The sequence below is a fragment of the Bacillus thuringiensis genome (assembly GCF_001595725.1).
In the GTDB taxonomy this organism is placed as follows: Bacteria; Bacillota; Bacilli; order Bacillales; family Bacillaceae_G; genus Bacillus_A; species Bacillus_A thuringiensis_K.
Genome location: NZ_CP014283.1, coordinates 403,185 through 424,836 on the forward strand (window position 1 = coordinate 403,185; position 21,652 = coordinate 424,836).

A 21,652-nucleotide genomic window follows, 5' to 3' on the forward strand; every position below is an offset into this window, starting at 1 on the left:
TTTATCTTCAACTTAAAATTGGTGTTTCACGCCTTCGCATTTTTGAGGAAGCGGCCTTCTGTCGGAAAAGATAACAGTGACCTTTGCACCGAAACGGTTTATATTGCGTATTAAAATTCCTCTATTAACATATTTAAAGCTTTTGACTTTATCCTTTCATATTCCATAGCTCCAGCTAGTTCTTCAGCAAGTAATGGTGATTTTCTGACGTATTTTTCACGAATCACATCATACAATTCGTAAGGAAATAACATATCAATAAACATAATTTTCTTCTGCTCAGTTGTTAAAGGAGAAACTGACTCATATGCGTTAATCATAATTTGAAATTGATCTGCATTCCAAACACCAGTTGTATCTAGGAGAGGAATAATCATTTTACGCAAGTCTCGAATAGGAAGATCGTAAGAAACTGTATCTAAATCAATTACCCAAATTTGATTACTTGGATCTAATAAGGAATTTCCTGTTCCATAATCTTGATGACATAAATTAGGGAATTCTTGTAATTCATCAGTCCATTTTGTATATTCAGATTCCAATAGTCTTTGGTGTGTGTGTTTTGCTTCTGAAATGAAAGCATCGATTTCAGTCAAGTACAATTGTGAAAATGGGTCATCCGGCATAGTTGCGGATAAAGTTTTCCAAATCTCCATCTGTTGAAATCTTTTAATGTAATGATTGGGCCAACGTCCCAGTTTTGTAAAGATGGGTATGCCTGGTGGCGGTTTGTAGCCAATAGAAGCTACATGAAAATCCGCTAACCCTTTCATAATCATTTCAAGGTCTTCTTGCATTGTAAGCTCAAATGGTCTTCCCTCAATCCATTCATAAACAACAAATAAAAATGGACCGTGTTTTGTATATAACTGATTCACTTTGCTTGGAATTATGCTCGGTACACGCATGCCTTTCTTTGCAAGATAATCTTGAGCGTGAATAGAAAATAAAGCCTTTTTTTCAGGGCGATGAATTCTCTTTAAGCAAAATGGTCCATCTGCAGTATGAATTTTCCATACTAAGGCTAGTTGTCCACCTTGTATTAATTCAATTGTAGTCGCTTGAATGTCCCAATGTTGAATCATTGTCTCTGCCAATGCTACTAATTTTTGCTCCTCTTCGGGCGATAATGTATACACCGCTTCTTCATTATGATTCTCCACATATACCACCATCCTTTTATACTCTCTTATTACTGTATGGTACATGACCATTTTTGCTCTAGCCATTTGCCTTTAAGAAGAAAAAGTACTATGTATCTTCAATTATAAAAGATGAAATAATGCTTGATAACTCACAAATATAAGGGTTCCTTCGTAACATATGAAGAAAGTTGTATTTTATGAAACAGGGAGGCGATTTAATGAAAATTGCGATAATATCCACTGAAAAGCTACCTGTACCAGCTGTACGGGGGGGAGCTATTCAAATTTATATAGATTCTGTTGCTTCCATTATTGCTTCTAATGGAAAAAATGTGACAGTTATTTCTATAACAGATCCTAATTTAAAATCAGAAGAAAAAAACAAAGGTGTAAGGTATATACGTTTTCCAGAAGAGGAGTATCTGTCTGATGTTATTAAACATTTGAAACAGGAAAAATATGATGTGGTTCATTTATGTAATCGTCCCAATTGGATTACAATTTTACGTGAGGCGGCACCACAGACTAAATTCGTATTAAGTGTGCATAATGAAATGTTTGCATACGAAAAGATAAGTGATAAAGAGGGCGAAGCATGTATTGCTGCTGTTTCCAAAATTGTAACAGTTAGTGATTATATAGGAAAAACAATTACCTCACGCTTTCAAACTGCAAAAGCAAAGACAAGAACAGTATATTCTGGTGTAGATGTAAATGAGTATTATCCTTCGTGGACCGCGAATGGTACAAAAGTTAAAAATCATGTGCAAAAACAGTTGAATTTACAAAATAAAAAAATAGTCTTGTTTGTTGGACGCTTGAGCAAAGTAAAAGGTCCTCATATTTTGCTACAAGCTCTTCCTAAAATAATTGAGAAGAACCCAGACATCGTAATGGTTTTTATTGGTTCAAAATGGTTTGGAGATAACAATGTAAATAATTATGTAAAACATTTATATACCTTAGGTGCAATGTTTCCAGAACATGTAGTCTTTATTAAATTTGTTAAGCCCAAGGATATTTCAACACTTTATGCTATGTCAGATATTTTTGTTTGCTCTTCACAGTGGCAAGAGCCTCTTGCTAGAGTGCATTACGAAGCAATGGCAGCGGGTTTACCAATTATCACAAGTAATCGAGGCGGTAACCCTGAAGTTATTGAAGAAGGGAAAAATGGATATATTGTCAATGACTTTGAGAATCCTGATGCATATGCAGAAAAGATAATTGATCTATTAAATAACGAAAATAAAAGAAAACAGATAGGGAAATATGGACGTGCGAAGGTCGAAAAAGAATTTAATTGGAACCGAGTCGCTATGGATTTAATGAAAGTGTATGGGGAAGTTTTATAAAATTTAAGAGGAGGGTGATGAAAGTTGGAAGAAACAACTGGATTAGAGAGTGAACATTTAAAAAAGGTCCTTAGTTTTTATCCATTTGAAGTAAGTAATATCATTTTACAATCAAGCAGAAGTGGGAGAACAATGTGGGAAGTTGAAACAGAAGAAGGATTAAAAATATTAAAGCAAGCACATATGCATCCAAAAAGGATGCTATTTATTGCTGGAGCACATTTACATCTCCTTCAAAATGGATTACCAATTACAAACATTCATAAAACAAAAAGAGGGGGCTTTTGTATTGGATCTGATGGGTATGCATATGTACTATATGATAAGCATCAAGGGAAAGAAGTCATATATTACAATAAAGAACAGTTAGAAAAGGTACTCATATATGCAGGGAAATTTCATCAAGCATCAGAAGGCTATATTCCTATGCAAGAAAGTAAAATTCGGAGTCGATTAGGAAAATGGCATAAATTATACAGATGGAAATTACAAGAATTAGAAGGAAATAAAAGAATTGCACTCTCCTTTCCAGATGATGTATTTTCAACGATGTTTTTAGAGTACGTCGATAAGATGTTAGCACGTGGTAAGAGAGCATTACAAGAAATAGATGATCCATATTATGACCAATGGACAAAAGAAGTTATTGCATCTAATAGTTTTTGTCAGCAAGACTTTACTTTAGCAAGGTTTGCAGAAATAGATGATGCTGTGTTTATGAAAGAGCTACATTCTATTACAAGTGATTTACCCGTGAGGGATCTACGTATCATTTTAAATAAAGTGATGAAAAAAATGTCAGTTTGGGATACTAATTTAGCAATTCATATGTTGAGTGCATATGATTCGGAAAATTCCTTATCAGAAAAACAATTTCGTGTTCTTTGGACTGATTTATCGTTCCCTCACTTATTCTGTGCAATTGCACATAAATACTATTTAGGACAAAAGCGCTCTTGGTCTGATGAAAAGTATATTTGGGCATTGCAAAATATCATTGCACTTGAAGACTCTAAAGAAGAATTTTTACAAAATTTTTCTGATATTTATCAAGAAATCAAGAGCAGTAGCGGGGGGAAATAAAATGAGTTCCGAACAAGAAGAGATAGTAATCCCTATTTTAGATTTAGAGAAATTTGTGTTTTCTCCACCAGGGCCAATGGGGTGGGAATTGTCAGAGTATGAACAGCAAAAAAATATTGTACTAAATGAATCGTCGGTGCTAGAGAATTTAGAGATTATTAAGGAAATAGAATTAGAGGAGTTACCCAAAATCGGATTGCTAGATTTAGAAGAGAAGTCTCCACAAAAAACTACAATAATTGATGAAGTAAAAGATGAAGTAAAAGATGAAGTGAAAAATGAAGTAAAAGATGAAGAGATTCAGAAGACGAGAAAGACGACGAAGAAGAGGAAGAAAAAGAAAAATAAAATAGAACTAGATGAAAAATCCTCACAAAAAACTACAATAATTGATGAAGTAAAAGATGAAGAGACTCAAAATTCAATAGAAATAGAAGAACAAAAAACGGAACAAAATGAGGTCGTTCCAACTCAAATAGAAAAGCCGAAAGTAAAAGTCAAAATTATTACTCCCGATCATCCATTAAAAAGCCCATGGATAGCAAACTTAGTAAAGAGCGCTAAGGAAAATGAATAATGAAATTTCCGCAAATAGATTAATCTTTTCATATTCTTTCAACATAGTATATATAAATCTATATTGAAGGAGTTAGGTAAATGGCTGATGTGAAGAGAGCAAAAATAAAACTAGATGTTGAGAATGGCTTTAGTGTGAATTCAGATGGTGATTTACAGGAAGTTCTAAAATCTCTAGCTGAAATAATTCAATCTGGTACACATAATGGTGTAGAGGTTGAAATTCAATATGCTGATGAAACAGAAGTTATCTTTACAGACGAGGAAGACGAGGAAGACGAGGAAGCCGAGGTAGAAAACGAGGTAGAAGAGGAAGAAGAAGACGAGGACGACGAAAACGAAGAAGACGAAGAAAACGAAGAAGACGAAGAAGACGAAGAAGACGAAGAAGACGAAGAAGACGAAGAAGACGAAGAAGACGAAGAAGACGAAGAAGACGAAGAAGACGATGATGAAGAAGACGAAGAAGACGAAGAAGACGAAGAAGACGAAGAAGACGATGATGAAGAAGACGAAGAAGACGATGATGAAGAAGACGAAGAAGACGATGATGAAGAAGACGAAGAAGACGATGATGAAGAAGACGAAGAAGACGAAGAAGACGAAGAAGACGATGATGAAGAAGACGAAGAAGACGAAGAAGACGAAGAAGACGATGATGAAGAAGACGAAGAAGACGATGATGAAGAAGACGAAGAAGACGAAGAAGACGATGATGAAGAAGACGAAGAAGACGATGATGAAGAAGACGATGAAGAAGACGATGATGACGATGGTGAAGAAGAAGACGCGTAAAATAATCAGCACTAAAATACGCTTGGTTCTCCAAGCGTTTTTTGTTCTTTAATATATACATATAGGCAACCTTTATATATCTTTTATATCAAACACACGTATTTATTTTTTCGATAGAAGGCTCTCTCCTCAAAAATATAAAGATGTGAAATATCAAATTTAGGAAGGGGTTGAATATCGGCAAGCATTAGTCTATCTTATTTTGTACAATACAGGAACCATACATAAAGATGAGGTGCAATCCATATTAATCAATAACATTTGGAGTTTTCGCATTTATAAGAATCAGAAAAACAAAGTCTGAATTGCGAGAATCATTGTTTATAGCCTTTTTGCATTTAATCGTTTCCTTGCTATGCGGAATCATACTTATAAAGAAATGTAGAAAATATTAACGTACCATTCTTGCTCTGCCGAGTTTCCTCAATAAAAAGCAAAATGGTACGGGAAGAAAATTGTAGTTGTATCAATAATGTTTATTTCTAGTTAATTATGTTCGAATTGTTTTGATCAAAATAAAAACGTTAAAAATCCAAATCTTCTTGAGTAGACTCTTGCTTCTTTTAGCACACATATTACGATTGAGAAGTTAATGTAGGACAGAATCTTAGCAACAGAGCGCTCCACCTCTTACCCCTAGGAACTACAGGGATAGCTTAATTAGTTAGAAACCGTTAAGTTTCTGTATTTAGGAATTCCTCAATTCAAATAGCCCATCAGAACGTTAAATACTGGGCAGTTTAAACAATTAGAATTTTGAGAGGGCGTATTAGATTTCTAGCAGGCTGATTAGTAGATTCTGCTACTTGTTTATATACCTGATCTAGTTTTTTTGCTGTATGCTTAAATGTAAAGTTTTCCTCCACAATTTTTCTTCCGTTTTCAGCAATCCATTTTGCAAATTCTCGTTGAGATAACAAAGCCTGGACAAGTCTGGCAAACTCCATTGGATTATCATATTGTTTTACTAGGCAGCCGTTATATTCATCTGTTATAACTTCTGCATTTCCCCCACGGTTTGTTGTAATAATTGGGATTCCAGCAGCCATTGCTTCATAATGAACACGTGCCAATGGTTCGTTCCATTGTGAGCTACATATAAATATATCCCCCATTAGAAATATATTATGAATTTGATCTGCAGGAATAAATTTGGTGAAAATTACGTGTTCTTTAATTGGCCTAGCCATTCTATATAGCTTTTTAACATATTTATTTACTCGGTTATCACTAAACCATTTACCACCAACAATTACAAGTACCGTATCTTTATGCGTTTGAATAATCTTTTTCATAGCTTGAATGAGCAAGTCTGGACCTTTATTTTTACATAATCGGCCAACAAATAGAATCACTTTTTTATCTTGGATACCGTATTTTGTACGAAATGTATTTCTTATCTTTTGTCCTGTTGGTGTCCAGATGGAGGGAGATTGTTTTAAATTAACACCAGAGTAGACAATGGAAATCTTTTCTTCAGCTTGTGGAAACCTCTCAATCACTGTTTGTTTAATATAGTTACTAACAGTCACAATGGCGGTAACCATTTCAATAATAAGATTGCCTTCACAAATAGATAGTTTATGTTCAGCAAACATATCGTTATGAAGGCCTAATACAAATTTACTGTGTGGAGAAGCTTGTTTATATAGAGGTATATTTTTAGGACGATTAAAGACATGTATAATATCAAAGGTATTGGTTTGAAGTGTTCTTATAACATGCTGTTCATAATCTTTTTGAGGCACATACACGTAATTGACATTGTCTTGTGTTTTTTGATTTGGAAGACTTGGATCTGAAATAGAGAAAATAGTAAGTTCATAATCTTGACTTATATAGGGGGACACCCCATCAATCATCATTTGAATTGCTCCACCTTTAATTGCGGGAGATGGTAATTTTTCTGTACATATATATGCAATTTTCATAAACTAATCCCCTTTGTATAGTTGTTTTATATAATGATATTCTGCTTCCAGTCCGTCGGATAGAGAAACTGTTGGAGAATATTGCAGTAATGTACTGGCCTTAGATATATCTGCCCATGTCTGCTTCGGTTCTCCAGGAACTGATTTTAGAAAGTTTTTGGTTGCTGATTTCCCTGATATTTTTTCTAACATAGAAATGATGTCTAAAATGGATGCTTGTTCTTTTCCACCGATATTGATAACTTCACCTATTATATTTTTTTTTGTCTCTAAAGCGGCCACTGTTCCTCGTATACAGTCATCAATATAGGTAAAATCACGTGTTTGTGTTCCATCACCAAATATTGTGAGAGGTTTATCTACTAGCAGTTGTTTAATTAATCTATGAAATGCCATATCAGGACGCTGCCTTGGCCCATACACTGTGAAATATCTTAAAATAACAATTGGTATGTGAAAATTTTTGTGATAAACATGACATAAGTGCTCACCACTTAATTTGGTAACACCGTATGGAGATAGAGGGGTAGGTAATAAATCCTCAGAAACTGCGCCAGATTTTTCACCATAAACAGAAGATGTGGATATATGAATGAATTTATCTAATTTTATGTGTTTACAGGCTTCAAGTAACTGCTGTGTAACCATTATATTATTTGTAACATAAGGCTGAAAATCTTTTCCCCAACTTGATCTCACACCAGGAATAGCAGCTAGATGATAAACAACATCTATATCTTGTAATAGTATTGATAAATCTGTATTTAGAATGTCTTCTCGTATGAATTGAAAACGTGAATTCAATTCGAGAGATTGTATATTACCTGTCTTTAAAGTAGCTGGGGTAGGACCGATGAAATGATCAATTCCAACTACATGATATGCACTATTTTTAAGTAACGCTTGACACAGATGTGAGCCAATGAAACCAGCGGCTCCTGTTACAAGTATTTTCATGACCGACCCACTCCAATATATTGTAATCCGTATTTTTCTATTTCATCTTTTTCAATGCAATTGCGTCCATCCACGATTGTGCATCCCTTCATAACTTGTTTGACTTGTTTCCAATTAAGTGTTTTAAATTCATTCCAGTCCGTGGCGATAATAATACAATCAGAATTTGTAATTGAAGATTCTAGGTTATCATGCTGGGTAACTTGTCTTTTTAAATGTGAAGGAAGAAAAGCTTTGGGGTCATAGGCATGTAAATCATAGCCATGAGGGATTAACTTTTCAAGAAGTATTACGGCAAGGGAACTACGAATATCATCAGTATTTGGCTTAAAGGCAATTCCTAAAACTGTTATTTTTTTTGAAGAGGGTTCTTTTATAGCTTTTTTAATTTTTTCAACATAGAGATCTATCTGTGTGGAGTTAATGGATTGCACAGCTTGTAAAATAGGAACTGCTACGTGCCTATCAGTTGCTGTATAAATGAGTGAATGTAAGTCTTTTGGGAAGCATGATCCGCCATATCCCATCCCCGCCTGAAGAAAATGAGGATTAATTCGAAAGTCATAGCCAATTCCTTTTGCCACTTCAACAATATCAATGTTATATGCATCACAAATTCGAGAAATTTCATTTATAAAAGATATTTTGGTAGCCAAAAATACATTAGATGTATATTTAATCATCTCTGCTTCATTTAAACCTGTACAAAGGAAAGGAGCATTAATCCCTATATATATATCCTGCATAATCTTTAACGATGTTTTGTCACCTTTTTGGATACCTATAATAGTTCTATCTGGATTGAACATATCGTGAACAGCAGAGCCTTCGCGAAGAAATTCAGGATTGGAGACAATATTGAATAAGGCTGATGAAACCCCACGTTTAATAAGTGTTTCATATAATTGTTGATTTGTACCTGGTGGAACTGTACTTTTCGTAATAATAGTTTTATACGATGTTATAGCTGGAACCAGTAGATCAATGACGGAGTAGATATATTTTAAATCCGTCTTTCCACTTGATGTAGAAGGGGTTCCTACAGCGATAAAAATAACAGGTGATTGTCGAATAGCATTATCGATATCACAACTGAATTGTAATCGGTTTCTATTTTTGTGAATAAGCTCCTTTAAATCTGGTTCATAAATGGGGCACTCCCCCTTTTGGAGAGCTTGAATTTTTTCTTGATCCTTATCTACACATATAACATCATGACCTAAATCTGCTAATACTGCTGCTGATGTGATTCCCACATAACCAGAGCCTATAATACATATATCCATATGATAATCACCTCTCTGAACTTAGTACTATAGTACTAGTTGTTACAGTATATTGAGGGACAAGTTGGATTGGTGACAAATGAAAGGCCTATTCATATAAGCAATGAAAGCAATCAGAAGGTAAAAGCCTCTTTTGGAATCGTCATGCGCAGGTAAGGCGGTTACTGAATATTAATATTCTAAACACTTAAGGGAGCGAGAGATTAGTGATAAAAAAAGCAATCATTCCAGCCGCTGGTTACGGCACAAGGAGCCTTCCAATTACAAAGGTAATTCCAAAAGAAATGTTTCCAATAGGTAATAAACCTGCGATTCATTATATTGTGGAAGAGGCTGTAAAGTCAGGTATTGAACAAATATTAATTGTAATTTCTAGCAGAAAGGATTTAATAGTTGATTACTTTGATTATTCATTAGAATTGGAGGCTTTTTTAGAAAAAGAAAAAAAAGCCCACCTGTTAAAAGATCTTGCTATTCCAAATGTTCAAATCCATTATATAAGGCAGCCATACGCGAGGGGACTTGGTGAGGCAATAAGATTAGGTGAAACATTTATTGGTAATGAACCTTTTGCTGTACTCTTGCCAGATGATATTGTAGTTTCGGATAAAGAAACTGCTTTAAATCAGTTGATTAGTATTTATAAAGAGACAAAAAATAGTGTAATAGGCATTCATACGGTACCAGACGAGTGCATAGAGAAGTATGGTATTATCGAAGGAAATGTTGTAAAAGATAATTATATGAATATTACAAATATTATAGAAAAGCCAAAAGTAAATCCTCCATCTAATCTTGCAGTAATTGGTAGATATGTTTTCACGCCTGATATTTTTTCTTTATTAAAAAACATTCAACCTGGCGTTGGGGGGGAATATCAATTAACAGATGCGATTCATTCTTTAATTATGACTAAAAAAGTATATGGAAAAATGATTGAAGGGAAAAGATTTGATATCGGACAAGAAGATGAATATATGCAGCTTCTTAATCTTATATATGGACAAAGCAAAACAGGTAAAAATTAATTTCTGAAAAAGCATTCAAAAAACATACAATTGAAGTCAACAATCGATTCCGGAAGATTTGATGAAACATATGTATAAATTAAAGGTAATTAAATATATTTAGATCCTACCTTTGAATCAGAAGAGAATACAATTGATTTTCATTTAAACAAGAAAAGAAATCAGATGGCTGCAAAGTGCTTTTTCAAAAAGCCTTGCGGTCTTTTCATGTTTAAAAGCTCCGTGTTATCTCAGGAGAACAAAATTCAACCTAACCGATGTAATTTGCAAAAAGAATAAAGATATCCGTAGGCATCTCAATCAGACAAGTACAATATCTAAATAACATTAAGAAACAGAGCATTGTTTTATAAAGAAACGGTGTCTTATCAAAATTATTGCTGACCAAATAGATATGCATATCCATAATCGATAGAAAACGTTATTATACATATTTCCTTACGACAAAAAATGGATTGCGAACTCTCAGTCATCCAAGAGTCTGCTTCGTTAATACGTTAGAATTAAAGCTCTCAACTTTAGTCAAGGGAGTGTCTACCTGGATTGTTTCTTATTTTTAAAAATATTCAGGTACTGTTCTAAAAAATTTCGTGATGCAGAGTCTTAATCTTCACAAAAAAGCATCTCCACACAATGGATACCTTCAACTATCCCCCCACCTTGATTAAACTACTTCACTGCTCCACCAAATAAAACTATTATGTATTTTTTCACATTCTATTGCAATAAGCATATATTATATAGGAGATATTCCTTTCTTTCGAAACTCAAAAGGCCCTTTTTGGGGCTTTTTTATTTTATGAAACTTCAATCAAGTATATAACTTAATTTTTAGTTAAATATTCTCAAAAGAATTATATGATTAATTGACGTTTACTTGTCTATTTAAACTAAATATAACAAATTTGGTTTCATGACGTGGAAATTTCATTTAAAAATGATAATAAGTATATGGATTTAACAATTTATCTTTTGCTTGATTTATATATTAATTGTTTTACATATTTTATATGTTTATATGTTTTAAGAGCATGGAATGTCTTGGTATATAAGGGATTATGACTCCTAATTATAACAAAAGTGGTTCTAAAGATAACAAACTTGGTTTTAACTATAACAAAAATGGTTTTAAAGGTAACAAATTTGGTTGCTTAACTCTAACAAAGATGGTTCTAAAGATAACAAAAATGGTTTTAACTATAACAAAAATGGTTTTAAAAATAACAAATTTGGTTGCTTAACTCTAACAAAGATGGTTCTAAAGATAACAAAAATGGTTTTAAAGGTAACAAATTTGGTTGCTTAACTCTAACAAAGATAGTTTTAAAGGTAACAAATTTGGTTCTTTAACTCTAACAAAGATGGTTTTAAAGATAACAAATTTGGTTGCTTAACTCTAGCAAAAATATTTCTAAAGATAATAGTTTTAACTATAACAAAAATGGTTCTGAAAATAACAAATTTGATTTTAAGCATAACAAAACTGTTTTAAAGATAACAAATTTGGTTATACAATTTATAAATGTAAATATTTCCAAAAAAATATTACTATTCAAATGACTTTCGGAATACTTTTATATAGAACAAAGGGCTTTTTAACTGTAATAGTGAGAGTGTAATTTTCTGAATAAACAAAATAAATTGTGGCAAAGTGAATATATTTGTTATAGTTAGTAGAACAGTAGAGGTAAGAAAGAAGGGACGTATGTAGGTATGTCTGATAGTAAAGATTTGCAGATTAAAGAAAATAATATTGTTTCAAAATCAAATACTTTAATTGAAGCAAATTCACGTTTAAATTTAGTAGAACAAAAAATATTACTTTGTTTGGCTAGTAATATTGAACCTAATGATTGGGATTTTAAAACCTACACATTCTCGATTAAACATTTTCATGATCTACTTGATTTAAATGGATCTACTAAATATTCGGAGTTAAGTAAAATTACTAAAGAATTATTATCAAAAGTAATTGAAATTCGTATTGGAGAAGAGCTGATACAGGTATCTTGGCTGTCTTCAGCAATTTACAACAGAAATAAAGGAACAATTGATATGCGTTTCGATCCATTATTAAAGCCATTTCTATTAGAATTAAGCAACAAGTTTACAAGCTATAGATTAGCTAATGTTATTAAATTGAAAAGTACATACGCTATACGTATTTATGAACTACTAAAACAATATGAAGATTTAAAGGAACGTACAATTAGTCTTGAAAATTTAAGGTATTACTTAGATGCGATGGATATATACCCTAACTATGCAAATTTTAAGCAACGTGTGTTAAAACCTTCTCAAAAAGAATTGAATCAAAAAACAGATATTTCTTTTGAATTTGAAGAAATTAAATTAGGCAGGAAAGTACAAAAAATCAAATTTATTATCTATAGCCAAAAAAAGAAAGATAACAATTTAATTCATTTTGAAAAGAATTTAGATAAATTTCAACAGCCCAATACATTTGAACAAAAAATTAAAAGATTTGAAGAACGCTGTAAAGAAAAAGTATTCCCTAAAGTGTTAAAAAAATGGGAAGCTCATAAAGAAATTGTATTAGAAATAATTGAGGATATAAGATTTCGTTCAGATATTAGTTCTCCAATAGGTTATGTAGAATTCACTCTAAATTCCCAATTAAAACAATTGTCTGATAAAGAAATAACAAACAAAAGTAGTCAAAATAAGAAGGTTTCTCATAACGATACAGTATTAGAGATTGATAACATTATGAATTTAGTTATCAGTAAGTATTCAACAGCTACAGGTGCTGTAGCTACATTTTTAGTTAAAGACACAGCAATTGAGAAATTAGTAAGAGTAGTTACATTAGAAGAAGCTGAAGCCATTTGGATAGAACATGAAACGTTTGTTATGGATAAAATTTATGAATGCATTAAAAAGAATATAAGAAGGAAAAGATACTAGATTTAAAATAAAGTTGGATCATGTTGTTTACCTGAATTTGTATAAATATGTAGGAACTGTCCACTTAAAAAGATCATACTCATGCTAAATTTCCTTCCCGCTGTATGACTGCATCCACCTACACCTGAATAAACAGTTGTAAATACATTAGGAAGTTAAATTTTTATATGAATATGCACTTTTTAAGAATAAAGAGCAGTATGGAACAGTGTATTCGTTAACAATGATTTTTGAATATGAGTTAAAAGAAGGGGAAATACCTTGTCTTTCAGATAACCCAGATGAAAATTAAACCTATGTTAAATGGATACTTTTAAACGAATTGCACAACATCGTTCTATATTCTAATCTTTGTAACGAAATTCAAACATACATAAATAACAAACGAAATGTTGAACTTATGGAGGAGTAACAATTAGCTGAATATTAATAAAGTTTTTAGAGAAAAATCAAAGATCCTGATTATCAATTAAAAAGAGCGTTTATGTTATAGTTTCCAATCTTAGAAAAGATAGGATTGGAACTGTTAAAAATTCTAAAAAACATTATTTTTTACCTAGGAAAGAATTATAAATAGTGAATATAATTTGGATTTTCTTGAAAGAGAAATGGATATTTCGATGCGTGAAAGCAACAAGAAGGAATGAGAAAAATGCATTCATTATTTAAAAACTAACATCAAAAATACCTACACAGGGAGGTGCAGGTATCCAATAAGGGTGTTTCGATATGTAATTCATATTTTATCAAGGTCCATTGGAAATGACAAGTTAAAAGACAGAAAATTCTGTGTAATAAGTTGAGAAACAAAAAACGGACTTTCAACTCCACTCGATATAATATACCTAAAAATATCAATTTGTTACAATATTACTTATGTCTTAAATAACTCTAATAGCCTACTATCATTCAAGTTGATAGTAGGCTATTGCATTTTAGATGATAAAATTAAACGATTTTATTATTGTTAAACAATAGCTACTTCTTTAGGAATTATATAAACGGAGTTTTATTCTGATGAAAATGAATTGTTGATATTGATGTTGAATTATGCGTGTAACATTTCTTATATTCGCTCTGCCTTATAGTAGGGCTTATTCATTTAGGAGAAAAAGTTGTGATTGTATTTACATAATTGAAATAGAATTTACATTTTTAGCGAAATAAAATTAAAGCCTGATTTGGCCCAGTACGCTTCATTACTCTTTATCCATTAGCTGCTGCTGTTGCAATTCCTTCGTTATTTGGGCGACACTAACTATTTACTTGACAAGTGCCATCATCTCTTACTAGAATCTTTCCAATTAGTCCTACTGGCACCCATTCGGGTCGTTTTTTCTTGGGATGTACTCACGTTTCGGATCCCATTCCAGGTTTATAACAGGTTGAATTTCCGACCGCTCAAGAATGATTGTATTCCTATTTTTATCTTTTTTTGCTGGAATTGTCACTTCGTAATAGGTTCGACATCCTCATTCATCCAGTACATAACGACCATGCCAGCTTAATCCCGCACTATTCCCAAGTAAACTAGGAGTTGCGCTGCTGATTTCTAAGATGAACTCATCTGCAGACATAGCTACTCTAACTTTATCTTCTTCTAAGGTGACAAAGTAATCGATAACTATGCTATTTCCATCGAATGTTTCGAATATCTTGGCAACATCAGCTCCACCTGTGTTATAAGTGGCGCCGTCAATATACATTTCACCATTACTTGCCAGCCACTTGGCTCCTAAACCTCTAAATATATTCGTTGTGCCATTTGCAATAAACCATGAATTGGATTCTTCTGCATCGCCAAAGCGTCCCATAATATGGGCATTTTGAGATCCCGCAGTAGTAGTATTTTCTCCTTCCGCATGAGAAAAATCACCATCAGCAATCGTAAGAGAACCTTCCGCATGCGAGGCCTCACCATTCGGTTGAGTATGTACTCCTTCTGGGTGAGAGGTAGAGCCATTTGCTACAGTTTGACTTCCTTCAGTGTGTGAGCAATCTCTATTTGCAGTCGTACCACATCCTTCAGCGAATGAACAATTCCCATTCTCTACAGGGCTTCCTTCAAAGGAGCATTCTCCAATACTGCCAGCTACATCACAAACTAGTGGTGGGGCAGGTGGTCCGGTCGATCCGGTATTGCCAGTAGGCCTATTGACGTCAGTCGGTCCTGATGGAAAAGTAAAAGGGGGAATCGGTGGGAGAGTGGTTCAATTAACCTTGGATCTAATGCAGCTCCATGTAAGCTTTCATGCGAATTAAATGGACTTTCATTTTACATAATCTACCTCTAATATTTCAATCCTTTACTAATCAATGTGAATTATGAATGGAATATGAAAATACAAGGTTAATAAAGCTTCTAGTATTTTTGTAGTAAGTAGTTCGAACGGTGAAGTTTAAAAAGGAGTGATTCCTGATAAAAAAGAGGACATTAAATGCTCTCAAGAAAATAATTATGTACTAAATAAAATAGAAATGTTGCAATGTATGAAATAGAAATTGTTTGAAATAACATTCCTAAATCAAATAGCACTTCTGATGGGGTGGGATTAGTAAAAGGAACTGGTGTGAAATGGCCAAAATTAAAAAACATTATTATTTGCTAAAATCGAAAACATTAAAACAAAAAACAAATTTTAAATAGCTTCAATAACTGCCTATTAGATTGTTGTGTGAAAGGTTATTGCCTCTCTGAAGATAAAATTAAAGTTTTTTATTATCTCTATACGGAAATTTTATTATTTATATGGATACAGACATCCAAAACTCACGTTAATAAAATTTTAACAGCGCTAAAAATATTTTTTGAGGGTGAGAGAAATTCTCATGACTAATAAATGTAGGATAAAAAGCATAGAATCGATTATATGGAAGGGAAGTAACATCATTGCATTAATATGAATGGATATAAAGCAGTGAAAAAAGAACCTAAATTCTTGACAGATAGAAAATAAGTTCTTTCTTTGTTAAAGAAGTTGTATCTAGCAGTGTGTTGGAGCATCATATAATATATGTATTTATTAGTAAGATGTGTTTAAATTCCGAAATATGTATCTTAGTAAAAATAAAAAAGGACAGTTAAAAACTGTCCTTTTTTCTATCTTTTAAAGATAGTTACCGAACAGGTAATTTAGGGTTTTGGGGTGTAAGATGATCATCATCTCATTGTTAATGTATGTAAGTAATGCAAAATGGCTTGTACAAATGTTGAAATTAGTAATTTTTATTTTAAATAAATTAGCTAATTGGGAAATTGATAAAGAAAGAACATCTAATCGATTAATTTCTTTCATAATTTATAGTGCAAATAAGTTTTTTAGGAAAAAGGGGATATGTTAAATGTCTTTTGAACGTAGATGTGAATGTGATGAATGTAATAGAAATTGAAGAAAAAAAGGCTGTGAGGAAGTAAGTGAATTAGGGAATTTTAAAGGACGAAGAAGATTAAACGATTTACGGGAAGGCGATAAAATTAGAGTTTTTTCAGGTGGAGATCAGATTGATGGAATACGAGTCTTTATTCGCATAGAGAATAGATTTCTTATTTGGGTGGCTACTGCGAACCTTAATATGATAAGATTAGATGCTATTAGTTTTAGACGAGTAGTTTAATAGAATTTTTAATAAATATTAGGAAAAGATAAGAGGGAGAAGACTCTTATCTTATTTTGTTTTTAGGGATTATTATATTATGTATGTTAAATAAATTGTTTAAATACTTTAAAAGAAGGGATTTATATAAGATAAATCCCTGCAATAAAATAATAGAAAGGTAGAATACATTATATGTGCAGATTTTCAATTAGGTTTGTACATTTTTAATAAATTTATTTGTTTTATGTAAAAGGTGCCAAGAAATACTTTGTAGTTTTATTTCTTGGCGTGGGTATTTATTTGGGTCATTTGGATGCCGACCTTACCATAGTATATGTCCGATATATGGAATGGTTTGTTATTTATGTTCAGTTAAGTAAAATTTAAAAAAGAAAAACACCTATTTTTTAATAGGTGTTTTTCTTGCAAATTGGCTTATAAATTAAGGGAAAGATTTTTCCTTTAATTAAAATTAATTAATCTTCTCCATTATCATGTTTATGTTCGTCACATTCTTTACAATGTCTGCGACGTTTACAACAGAAACGATCACAATCAGGTGAATTTATAGAGATTACGTTAATTTTATTAATTGCGATACGTGCTAATCCTGGAAAACAATCGAAGTCAGATAAAATAATTACATTGTTTCCTTGAAAACCTTGGAATGTTGCACTTGTAGGTGGTTGACAATCATATTGAAGAACAATACAAGTACCAGGAGTTAATGTTCTTAAGAATTGTAATAACTCTGGATTATTATTCACCTGTCTATTGTTTTCGTCTTTTCGGTGATGATCTCTATGATGATCTCTCCGATCATCACATCTATTGAAATCATAACCTCCCCCAAAACCAAAACCCATCAAAATTACCCCCTTTCGTTCGTTAGTACATCTTATGCTCGTCTAGAAAGGATGGTGTGAGTATAGGAGTCTAGTTAAGTGTGGATTTTTTATGTAAATATGAAATGGTGTAATAAAATTATTTTTGGTTCTGGTGTAAAAAATCTATAAAACTTGGACATACGGATATTATTACTCTAAAAAGGTGTGTGCTCGGTATGAAATAAATTGAAGCTAATGATTGTAATATCTTATCTTGGTTAATAGAAGAAGTGTAGCATAAATTCGAGTAGAGATTTCATCTCACACAACAAAGCAGCCAGCTTAAATGGCTAACTACTTGTTGTACAAAAGAAAATTAGGCCCTACAATTTAGGTTGTATAACTTTAAAGTTACAGTTATAGTATAAACCGTATTGGAAATGTTATTCGGAAGGAAATATAATAATGATAATTTCATTTTGTAGAGATTATTTACGCATAAAAAAAGCGCTTATATAGCGCGCTTAAAGTGAACTTTCAGATCATGCCTGCCCATAGGTGATCTAGATGCATGTGTAGCATACAGTAGCATATGTAAATTTGAATTGAATTGTGTGCGAATTAATTAACGATACAGGGGTAGAGAAAAGTGTTTATGAACAGTGGAAAAGAGTATAAATTTAACATACATCCTAAATAATTAAGTTGGTTCGTATCAATGATGTAATGATCAAGCCTACTAATATTTCTTAACTAGAATTTATATCAACTCATACATCACCAATCAAATTTAATTTTATATCTTGTTCGTATAAAAAAGTGTCCATAACAGAATTTTATTCCTTGTTATGTTAAAACTACACAATTAACGTATTAAAAACCTTTTTAGGCATAACAAGAATTGATGATCATACAATGATATAGAAAGGTCTATCCGACATATAGATTACCTCTGGCACTCTGAAAAGACACCTAATTAAGGTGTCTTTTTACTTTTTATCTTTCGTATATATTAAAGTATAGGATGAGCTTAAACGCTCCTATTCCATTTATTCAGTTAAAAATCTAATCGTATTAAGAGCATCTATTATCCTGGATGTTCTCTTTTTATTGAACAAAATCGTTTTTTTAAGTGAATAAAAAAGAGAACACATATAAGTGTGCATCTAGACTAAAAGGGTTGAACGTATGGAGTGGAGTACCCCATACAATAATATATGCCTGTCTGATTTAAAGGTGACAAGTTGTTTATAAAAACGCTATTTGGTATGAAAATGTAAGAGCACTCCGGAGAGTGCCCTTCTGTAATGACTATTCACTCTAAAAAGAGAGGATAGAATATATCATATGTAGTTATGTTTGTTTAATTGTGTGTCTTTTGTAAAAAAACATTTTATACATCAAAAAAAGCGCTTATATAGCGCTTTTTGAAAAGTAGGTTTCAGATCACACTCCCACATGTGACCTAAATACATGTGCACAAGTAGTATATGTGAATTTGAATTGAATTGTGCAAATAAATTAACAAGACAGGAGTGGATTGAAATAAGCCTTGTTTAAATATATGGGAACTAATTAAAAACAAGCTAGTTCGTATCAATGATTAAGCCTACTAATAATTTTTTCATCAGAATTTATATCAACGTATACATCACCAATAAAAATTTAATATCTTTTCATATAAAAAAGTGTCCATAACAGGTTTTTAATCTTTGTTTTAGGTAGTTTTCTTTTGTTGTCCTGTCATTTTTATGACCTACTGCAGCTGCTGTTATATGAGGTGATAGTCCCTTGTAGTCGTATAAGTACTGTACATAAAAATGTCTAAAGAAGAGGGGGAGTAATTCGTATGTTCTCCGTAAAGGATAACTTTGTATCCTTAATGATTTTAGAAATATATTGTGATAAGTAATTTTCTCTATAAGTAGTATGATTCTTTGTTTGAAATATAGTCTTTCTATTTGTATTTCCAATGTTCACAGGTAATCGTCTCCGGATTTGAAACGCAACAATACGATTAAAAATTTCCTTATTAATAGAAACAATTCATTTATTATCACTCTTTGTATGGGCCACCTCGACCACACGTACCCCTGTAGTAGTATGGAACGACAATAATCCAATATGACTCACCAAGAAATATAAAGATTTCAGAAGAGGGGGGGTTTTGATATTTAGATGTAAGACAATCACTTATTGAATTGCCTATGGATATGCAAATGAAGTGGGTTGGGAGCCTCTTACTATACTTAATTGAAGGGAAATTAGTGAAACGTTTTAATAATAGCGTCTATTTAGATAGCAGCAGTGTGACAAAACCAGTTAAGATTTTCAGTAAAGAATATCAAGTACTTGATAAAATAGTCAAAGAAACAAACAGCACTATTGAGGAATTTATTGTGACCGTTATTCGTGATAAAATCATTAACTATCAAAATATACAATAAACGTATTTATAAGCTATTTTTAAGCATAACGAGAATTGATAATCATACAATGATACAGAAAGGCTTTTCACATGGTATCTATCTCTTATACCTAAAAAGACACCTAATTAAGGTGTCTTTTTATTTTTCACCTTTCAAGGAGAACAAGCATATATTAGAGTATAGGACGAGCTTGACCGCTTTTCCTCCATTCTAAGTTTTGGTTAGAACTCCTTATACATTAAGAGCATCTATTGTCCTGGATGCTCTCTTTTTATTGAATACAATGTGTGTTTAGTGTTCTGTAGACGGGGACATAGAGTTAGTAATAACAATTGAAATTGATAAAATTTTTAAAAATAGCATTATTTCACATCACTCATTTTTTTATGAATTTTCTAAAATTATTAATGATAATACTTAAGATATGACGAATATAGTTGAGGTTCGATTGGAGTTCTAACAAAACATCCGAATTTGATTAATTAGTACAGCTATCAGTCAAATAACAAATGCTTGTACTAGTTTAGTAATGATAAATACGATTGGGGAAAATGTATTAAATTAAGATTCTACATAGAAATAACACGTATACATTCACATCGAAATAGGTTGTCTCATAATATGTTAAGACTGTTCTATTAAGATATTATAAGGGCGTGAGCATATGAAAGATGTAAATGTGAAAATTGATCTTCTAAAATCCGAACAAAAAGAGATCATACGTGATATTCGTAATTTAGAAACTCGAATAATAATTAACGAGAAAGACATTTCTACAATTAATAAGCAATTAGAAAAAATAAGCATAAATACCTCTTGGATTTTACGGATAATTATCAGTACGATAATTATGGCCGTTTTAGGTTTGATACTAAGAGGGATAATTTAAAATTCTCAAAAGTACTTTTTGAAGAGAGACAAGTGTCTCTCTATTTATTGTGAGGAGACGCATATTGGAAAAAGATAAAACAATAATTTGAATCATATTTCTCAAAAGTAAATAAGTAACCCCAACTATAGAAACTACATAGTCCTTATAAATACCACTATTCATGAGTTTATTTACCTGTCGTTCCATCTTTAAGTCCCATACCCATAAAAATAAAAATCCTTCCATGAAAAAATCTATATTTACCATTATCCTTCCTAATTCAAGAGTAATTATCTTTCATACTTCGTAGACATAACAGTCTATATTATATGAAAAGTCATTATCCCAACTAATAAGCAATACTATTAAGAAGAAAATATAATGGAGGTGAAGTCATGGGGGGGTTAACGCTATAGGTGCAGATATTGCACTTTTAGCAAGATTACTGAGAGCAGAAGCTGAAGGGACTCAGGGTATGTTGCTAGTCGGAAATGTAGGAATTAACCGAGTAAGAGCCATTGTTCCGATTTTAAAAATCTTCGTACCATTAGACAAATGATTTTCCAAGAACATGCATTTGAAGCTGTTACCCATGTTTATTTCTATCAAAGAGCAAGAGAAAGTGAAAAACGCTTAGCTTGTCGAGTAATCAATGGAGAGAGTTATTGGCCTGGAAAATTTAGTTTATGGTATTTTAGGCCACCAGGTGATTGTCCTCAACAATGGTATAATCAACCTTTTGTCGAACGTTATAAAAACATTGTTTTTTCAACCAACAGCCGCAACCTGTGAACAGGTTTATAACACATTTTAAAAAATGATAAAAACAATCTGTACAAAAGTA

14 protein-coding genes and 7 pseudogenes are annotated in these 21,652 nt (G+C 32.1%); 13 read left to right on the forward strand and 8 right to left on the reverse strand.

All coding sequences use genetic code 11. The annotated features are described in order from the left end of the window. Nucleotides 1-110: 110 nt before the first annotated feature. Nucleotides 111-1,214, reverse strand: a complete 1,104-nt coding sequence (locus tag AXW78_RS27935) for a spore coat kinase CotI (RefSeq protein WP_002182058.1) — start codon at nucleotides 1,212-1,214, stop codon at nucleotides 111-113. Nucleotides 1,215-1,363: 149 nt separating this feature from the next. Between AXW78_RS27935 and AXW78_RS27940 the strand changes: the two genes are divergently transcribed. From AXW78_RS27940 to AXW78_RS27955, 4 genes are all read left to right on the forward strand, one after another. Further along, entirely contained in the window at nucleotides 1,364-2,500 is a 1,137-nt protein-coding gene (locus AXW78_RS27940) for a glycosyltransferase family 4 protein (RefSeq protein ID WP_000684275.1), read from the forward strand. A gap of 24 nt (nucleotides 2,501-2,524) precedes the next feature. Next, the gene (cotS, locus tag AXW78_RS27945) at nucleotides 2,525-3,583 is read left to right on the forward strand and encodes a spore coat putative kinase CotS (protein ID WP_000393193.1); all 1,059 of its coding nucleotides are present in this window, start codon (nucleotides 2,525-2,527) and stop codon (nucleotides 3,581-3,583) included. Between the two features lies 1 nt (nucleotide 3,584). Further along, on the forward strand, nucleotides 3,585-4,160 hold the full coding sequence (locus tag AXW78_RS27950) for a hypothetical protein (RefSeq protein WP_000093660.1): 576 nt from the start codon (nucleotides 3,585-3,587) through the stop codon (nucleotides 4,158-4,160). A gap of 80 nt (nucleotides 4,161-4,240) precedes the next feature. Continuing rightward, nucleotides 4,241-4,954 (forward strand): hypothetical protein, encoded by a 714-nt coding sequence (locus AXW78_RS27955; RefSeq protein ID WP_061884957.1) that lies wholly within the window; start codon nucleotides 4,241-4,243, stop codon nucleotides 4,952-4,954. Nucleotides 4,955-5,694: 740 nt separating this feature from the next. On the opposite strand, the gene AXW78_RS27960 is transcribed toward AXW78_RS27955, so the two are convergent. The 3 genes from AXW78_RS27960 to AXW78_RS27970 are packed head-to-tail and all read right to left on the reverse strand — an operon-like array spanning nucleotide 5,695 to nucleotide 9,128. Then, the gene (locus AXW78_RS27960; RefSeq protein ID WP_000686386.1) at nucleotides 5,695-6,885 is read right to left on the reverse strand and encodes a glycosyltransferase family 4 protein; all 1,191 of its coding nucleotides are present in this window, start codon (nucleotides 6,883-6,885) and stop codon (nucleotides 5,695-5,697) included. A gap of 3 nt (nucleotides 6,886-6,888) precedes the next feature. Next, complete coding sequence (locus tag AXW78_RS27965; protein WP_000699350.1) at nucleotides 6,889-7,842, reverse strand: NAD-dependent epimerase/dehydratase family protein; 954 nt, start codon at nucleotides 7,840-7,842, stop codon at nucleotides 6,889-6,891. Continuing rightward, nucleotides 7,839-9,128 (reverse strand): UDP-glucose dehydrogenase family protein, encoded by a 1,290-nt coding sequence (locus AXW78_RS27970; protein ID WP_000350304.1) that lies wholly within the window; start codon nucleotides 9,126-9,128, stop codon nucleotides 7,839-7,841. The genes AXW78_RS27965 and AXW78_RS27970 overlap by 4 nt, the downstream gene beginning before the upstream one ends. Nucleotides 9,129-9,334: 206 nt before the next feature. On the opposite strand from AXW78_RS27970, the gene AXW78_RS27975 reads away from it, so the two are divergent. The 3 genes and pseudogenes from AXW78_RS27975 to AXW78_RS27985 all read left to right on the forward strand — a co-directional run bounded on the left by AXW78_RS27975 (nucleotide 9,335) and on the right by AXW78_RS27985 (nucleotide 13,084). Beyond that, nucleotides 9,335-10,156 carry a UTP--glucose-1-phosphate uridylyltransferase gene (locus AXW78_RS27975; RefSeq protein ID WP_000591177.1) on the forward strand — a complete coding sequence of 274 codons (822 nt, stop codon included), beginning with the start codon at nucleotides 9,335-9,337 and terminating at the stop codon, nucleotides 10,154-10,156. A gap of 264 nt (nucleotides 10,157-10,420) precedes the next feature. After that, nucleotides 10,421-10,517 (forward strand): annotated as a pseudogene (locus tag AXW78_RS35815) (IS6 family transposase); the annotation flags it as partial. A 1,352-nt stretch (nucleotides 10,518-11,869) separates the two neighbouring features. Continuing rightward, nucleotides 11,870-13,084, forward strand: a complete 1,215-nt coding sequence (locus tag AXW78_RS27985) for a replication initiation protein (protein WP_001284019.1) — start codon at nucleotides 11,870-11,872, stop codon at nucleotides 13,082-13,084. An 11-nt stretch (nucleotides 13,085-13,095) separates the two neighbouring features. Here the strand turns inward: AXW78_RS27985 and AXW78_RS35030 are convergent. After that, nucleotides 13,096-13,239 (reverse strand): annotated as a pseudogene (locus AXW78_RS35030) (IS4 family transposase); the annotation flags it as partial. Between the two features lie 1,051 nt (nucleotides 13,240-14,290). Beyond that, nucleotides 14,291-15,120: pseudogene (locus AXW78_RS35580) on the reverse strand (peptidase G2 autoproteolytic cleavage domain-containing protein); the annotation flags it as partial. Between AXW78_RS35580 and AXW78_RS35350 the strand changes: the two are divergent. The 3 genes and pseudogenes from AXW78_RS35350 to AXW78_RS35040 all read left to right on the forward strand — a co-directional run bounded on the left by AXW78_RS35350 (nucleotide 15,071) and on the right by AXW78_RS35040 (nucleotide 16,699). Next, nucleotides 15,071-15,346, forward strand: coding sequence for a hypothetical protein (locus AXW78_RS35350; protein WP_000333408.1), 276 nt, complete (start codon nucleotides 15,071-15,073; stop codon nucleotides 15,344-15,346). The pseudogene AXW78_RS35580 and the gene AXW78_RS35350 overlap by 50 nt on opposite strands. An 891-nt stretch (nucleotides 15,347-16,237) precedes the next feature. After that, nucleotides 16,238-16,426 carry a hypothetical protein gene (locus tag AXW78_RS28000; RefSeq protein ID WP_000584145.1) on the forward strand — a complete coding sequence of 63 codons (189 nt, stop codon included), beginning with the start codon at nucleotides 16,238-16,240 and terminating at the stop codon, nucleotides 16,424-16,426. Continuing rightward, nucleotides 16,427-16,699 (forward strand): annotated as a pseudogene (locus AXW78_RS35040) (hypothetical protein). 458 nt (nucleotides 16,700-17,157) lie between these two features. On the opposite strand, the gene AXW78_RS28005 reads toward AXW78_RS35040, so the two are convergent. Next, nucleotides 17,158-17,547, reverse strand: a complete 390-nt coding sequence (locus AXW78_RS28005; RefSeq protein ID WP_000505646.1) for a hypothetical protein — start codon at nucleotides 17,545-17,547, stop codon at nucleotides 17,158-17,160. 1,637 nt (nucleotides 17,548-19,184) lie between these two features. Further along, a pseudogene (locus AXW78_RS33370) lies at nucleotides 19,185-19,626 on the reverse strand (site-specific integrase); the annotation flags it as partial. Between AXW78_RS33370 and AXW78_RS28010 the strand changes: the two are divergent. The 3 genes and pseudogenes from AXW78_RS28010 to AXW78_RS33375 all read left to right on the forward strand — a co-directional run. After that, nucleotides 19,623-19,955: pseudogene (locus AXW78_RS28010) on the forward strand (DNA-binding protein); the annotation flags it as partial. The pseudogenes AXW78_RS33370 and AXW78_RS28010 sit on opposite strands and share 4 nt — an antisense overlap. Nucleotides 19,956-20,601: 646 nt before the next feature. Further along, the gene (locus tag AXW78_RS28015; RefSeq protein WP_000655911.1) at nucleotides 20,602-20,826 is read left to right on the forward strand and encodes a hypothetical protein; all 225 of its coding nucleotides are present in this window, start codon (nucleotides 20,602-20,604) and stop codon (nucleotides 20,824-20,826) included. A 394-nt stretch (nucleotides 20,827-21,220) separates the two neighbouring features. Next, nucleotides 21,221-21,622: pseudogene (locus tag AXW78_RS33375) on the forward strand (cell wall hydrolase). Nucleotides 21,623-21,652: the final 30 nt, after the last annotated feature.

Excerpts from the sequence above, each read along its gene's own strand:
- AXW78_RS27970 (WP_000350304.1), bottom strand. The coding sequence starts at position 9,128 with ATGGATATATGTATTATAGGCTCTGGTTATGTGGGAATCACATCAGCA.
- AXW78_RS28015 (WP_000655911.1), top strand. The coding sequence starts at position 20,602 with ATGAAAGATGTAAATGTGAAAATTGATCTTCTAAAATCCGAACAAAAA.
- AXW78_RS27950 (WP_000093660.1), top strand. The coding sequence starts at position 3,585 with ATGAGTTCCGAACAAGAAGAGATAGTAATCCCTATTTTAGATTTAGAG.
- AXW78_RS28005 (WP_000505646.1), bottom strand. The coding sequence starts at position 17,547 with ATGGGTTTTGGTTTTGGGGGAGGTTATGATTTCAATAGATGTGATGAT.
- AXW78_RS27955 (WP_061884957.1), top strand. The coding sequence starts at position 4,241 with ATGGCTGATGTGAAGAGAGCAAAAATAAAACTAGATGTTGAGAATGGC.
- AXW78_RS27965 (WP_000699350.1), bottom strand. The coding sequence starts at position 7,842 with ATGAAAATACTTGTAACAGGAGCCGCTGGTTTCATTGGCTCACATCTG.
- AXW78_RS27985 (WP_001284019.1), top strand. The coding sequence starts at position 11,870 with ATGTCTGATAGTAAAGATTTGCAGATTAAAGAAAATAATATTGTTTCA.
- AXW78_RS27935 (WP_002182058.1), bottom strand. The coding sequence starts at position 1,214 with ATGGTCATGTACCATACAGTAATAAGAGAGTATAAAAGGATGGTGGTA.
- AXW78_RS28000 (WP_000584145.1), top strand. The coding sequence starts at position 16,238 with ATGATCATCATCTCATTGTTAATGTATGTAAGTAATGCAAAATGGCTT.
- AXW78_RS27960 (WP_000686386.1), bottom strand. The coding sequence starts at position 6,885 with ATGAAAATTGCATATATATGTACAGAAAAATTACCATCTCCCGCAATT.
- AXW78_RS27940 (WP_000684275.1), top strand. The coding sequence starts at position 1,364 with ATGAAAATTGCGATAATATCCACTGAAAAGCTACCTGTACCAGCTGTA.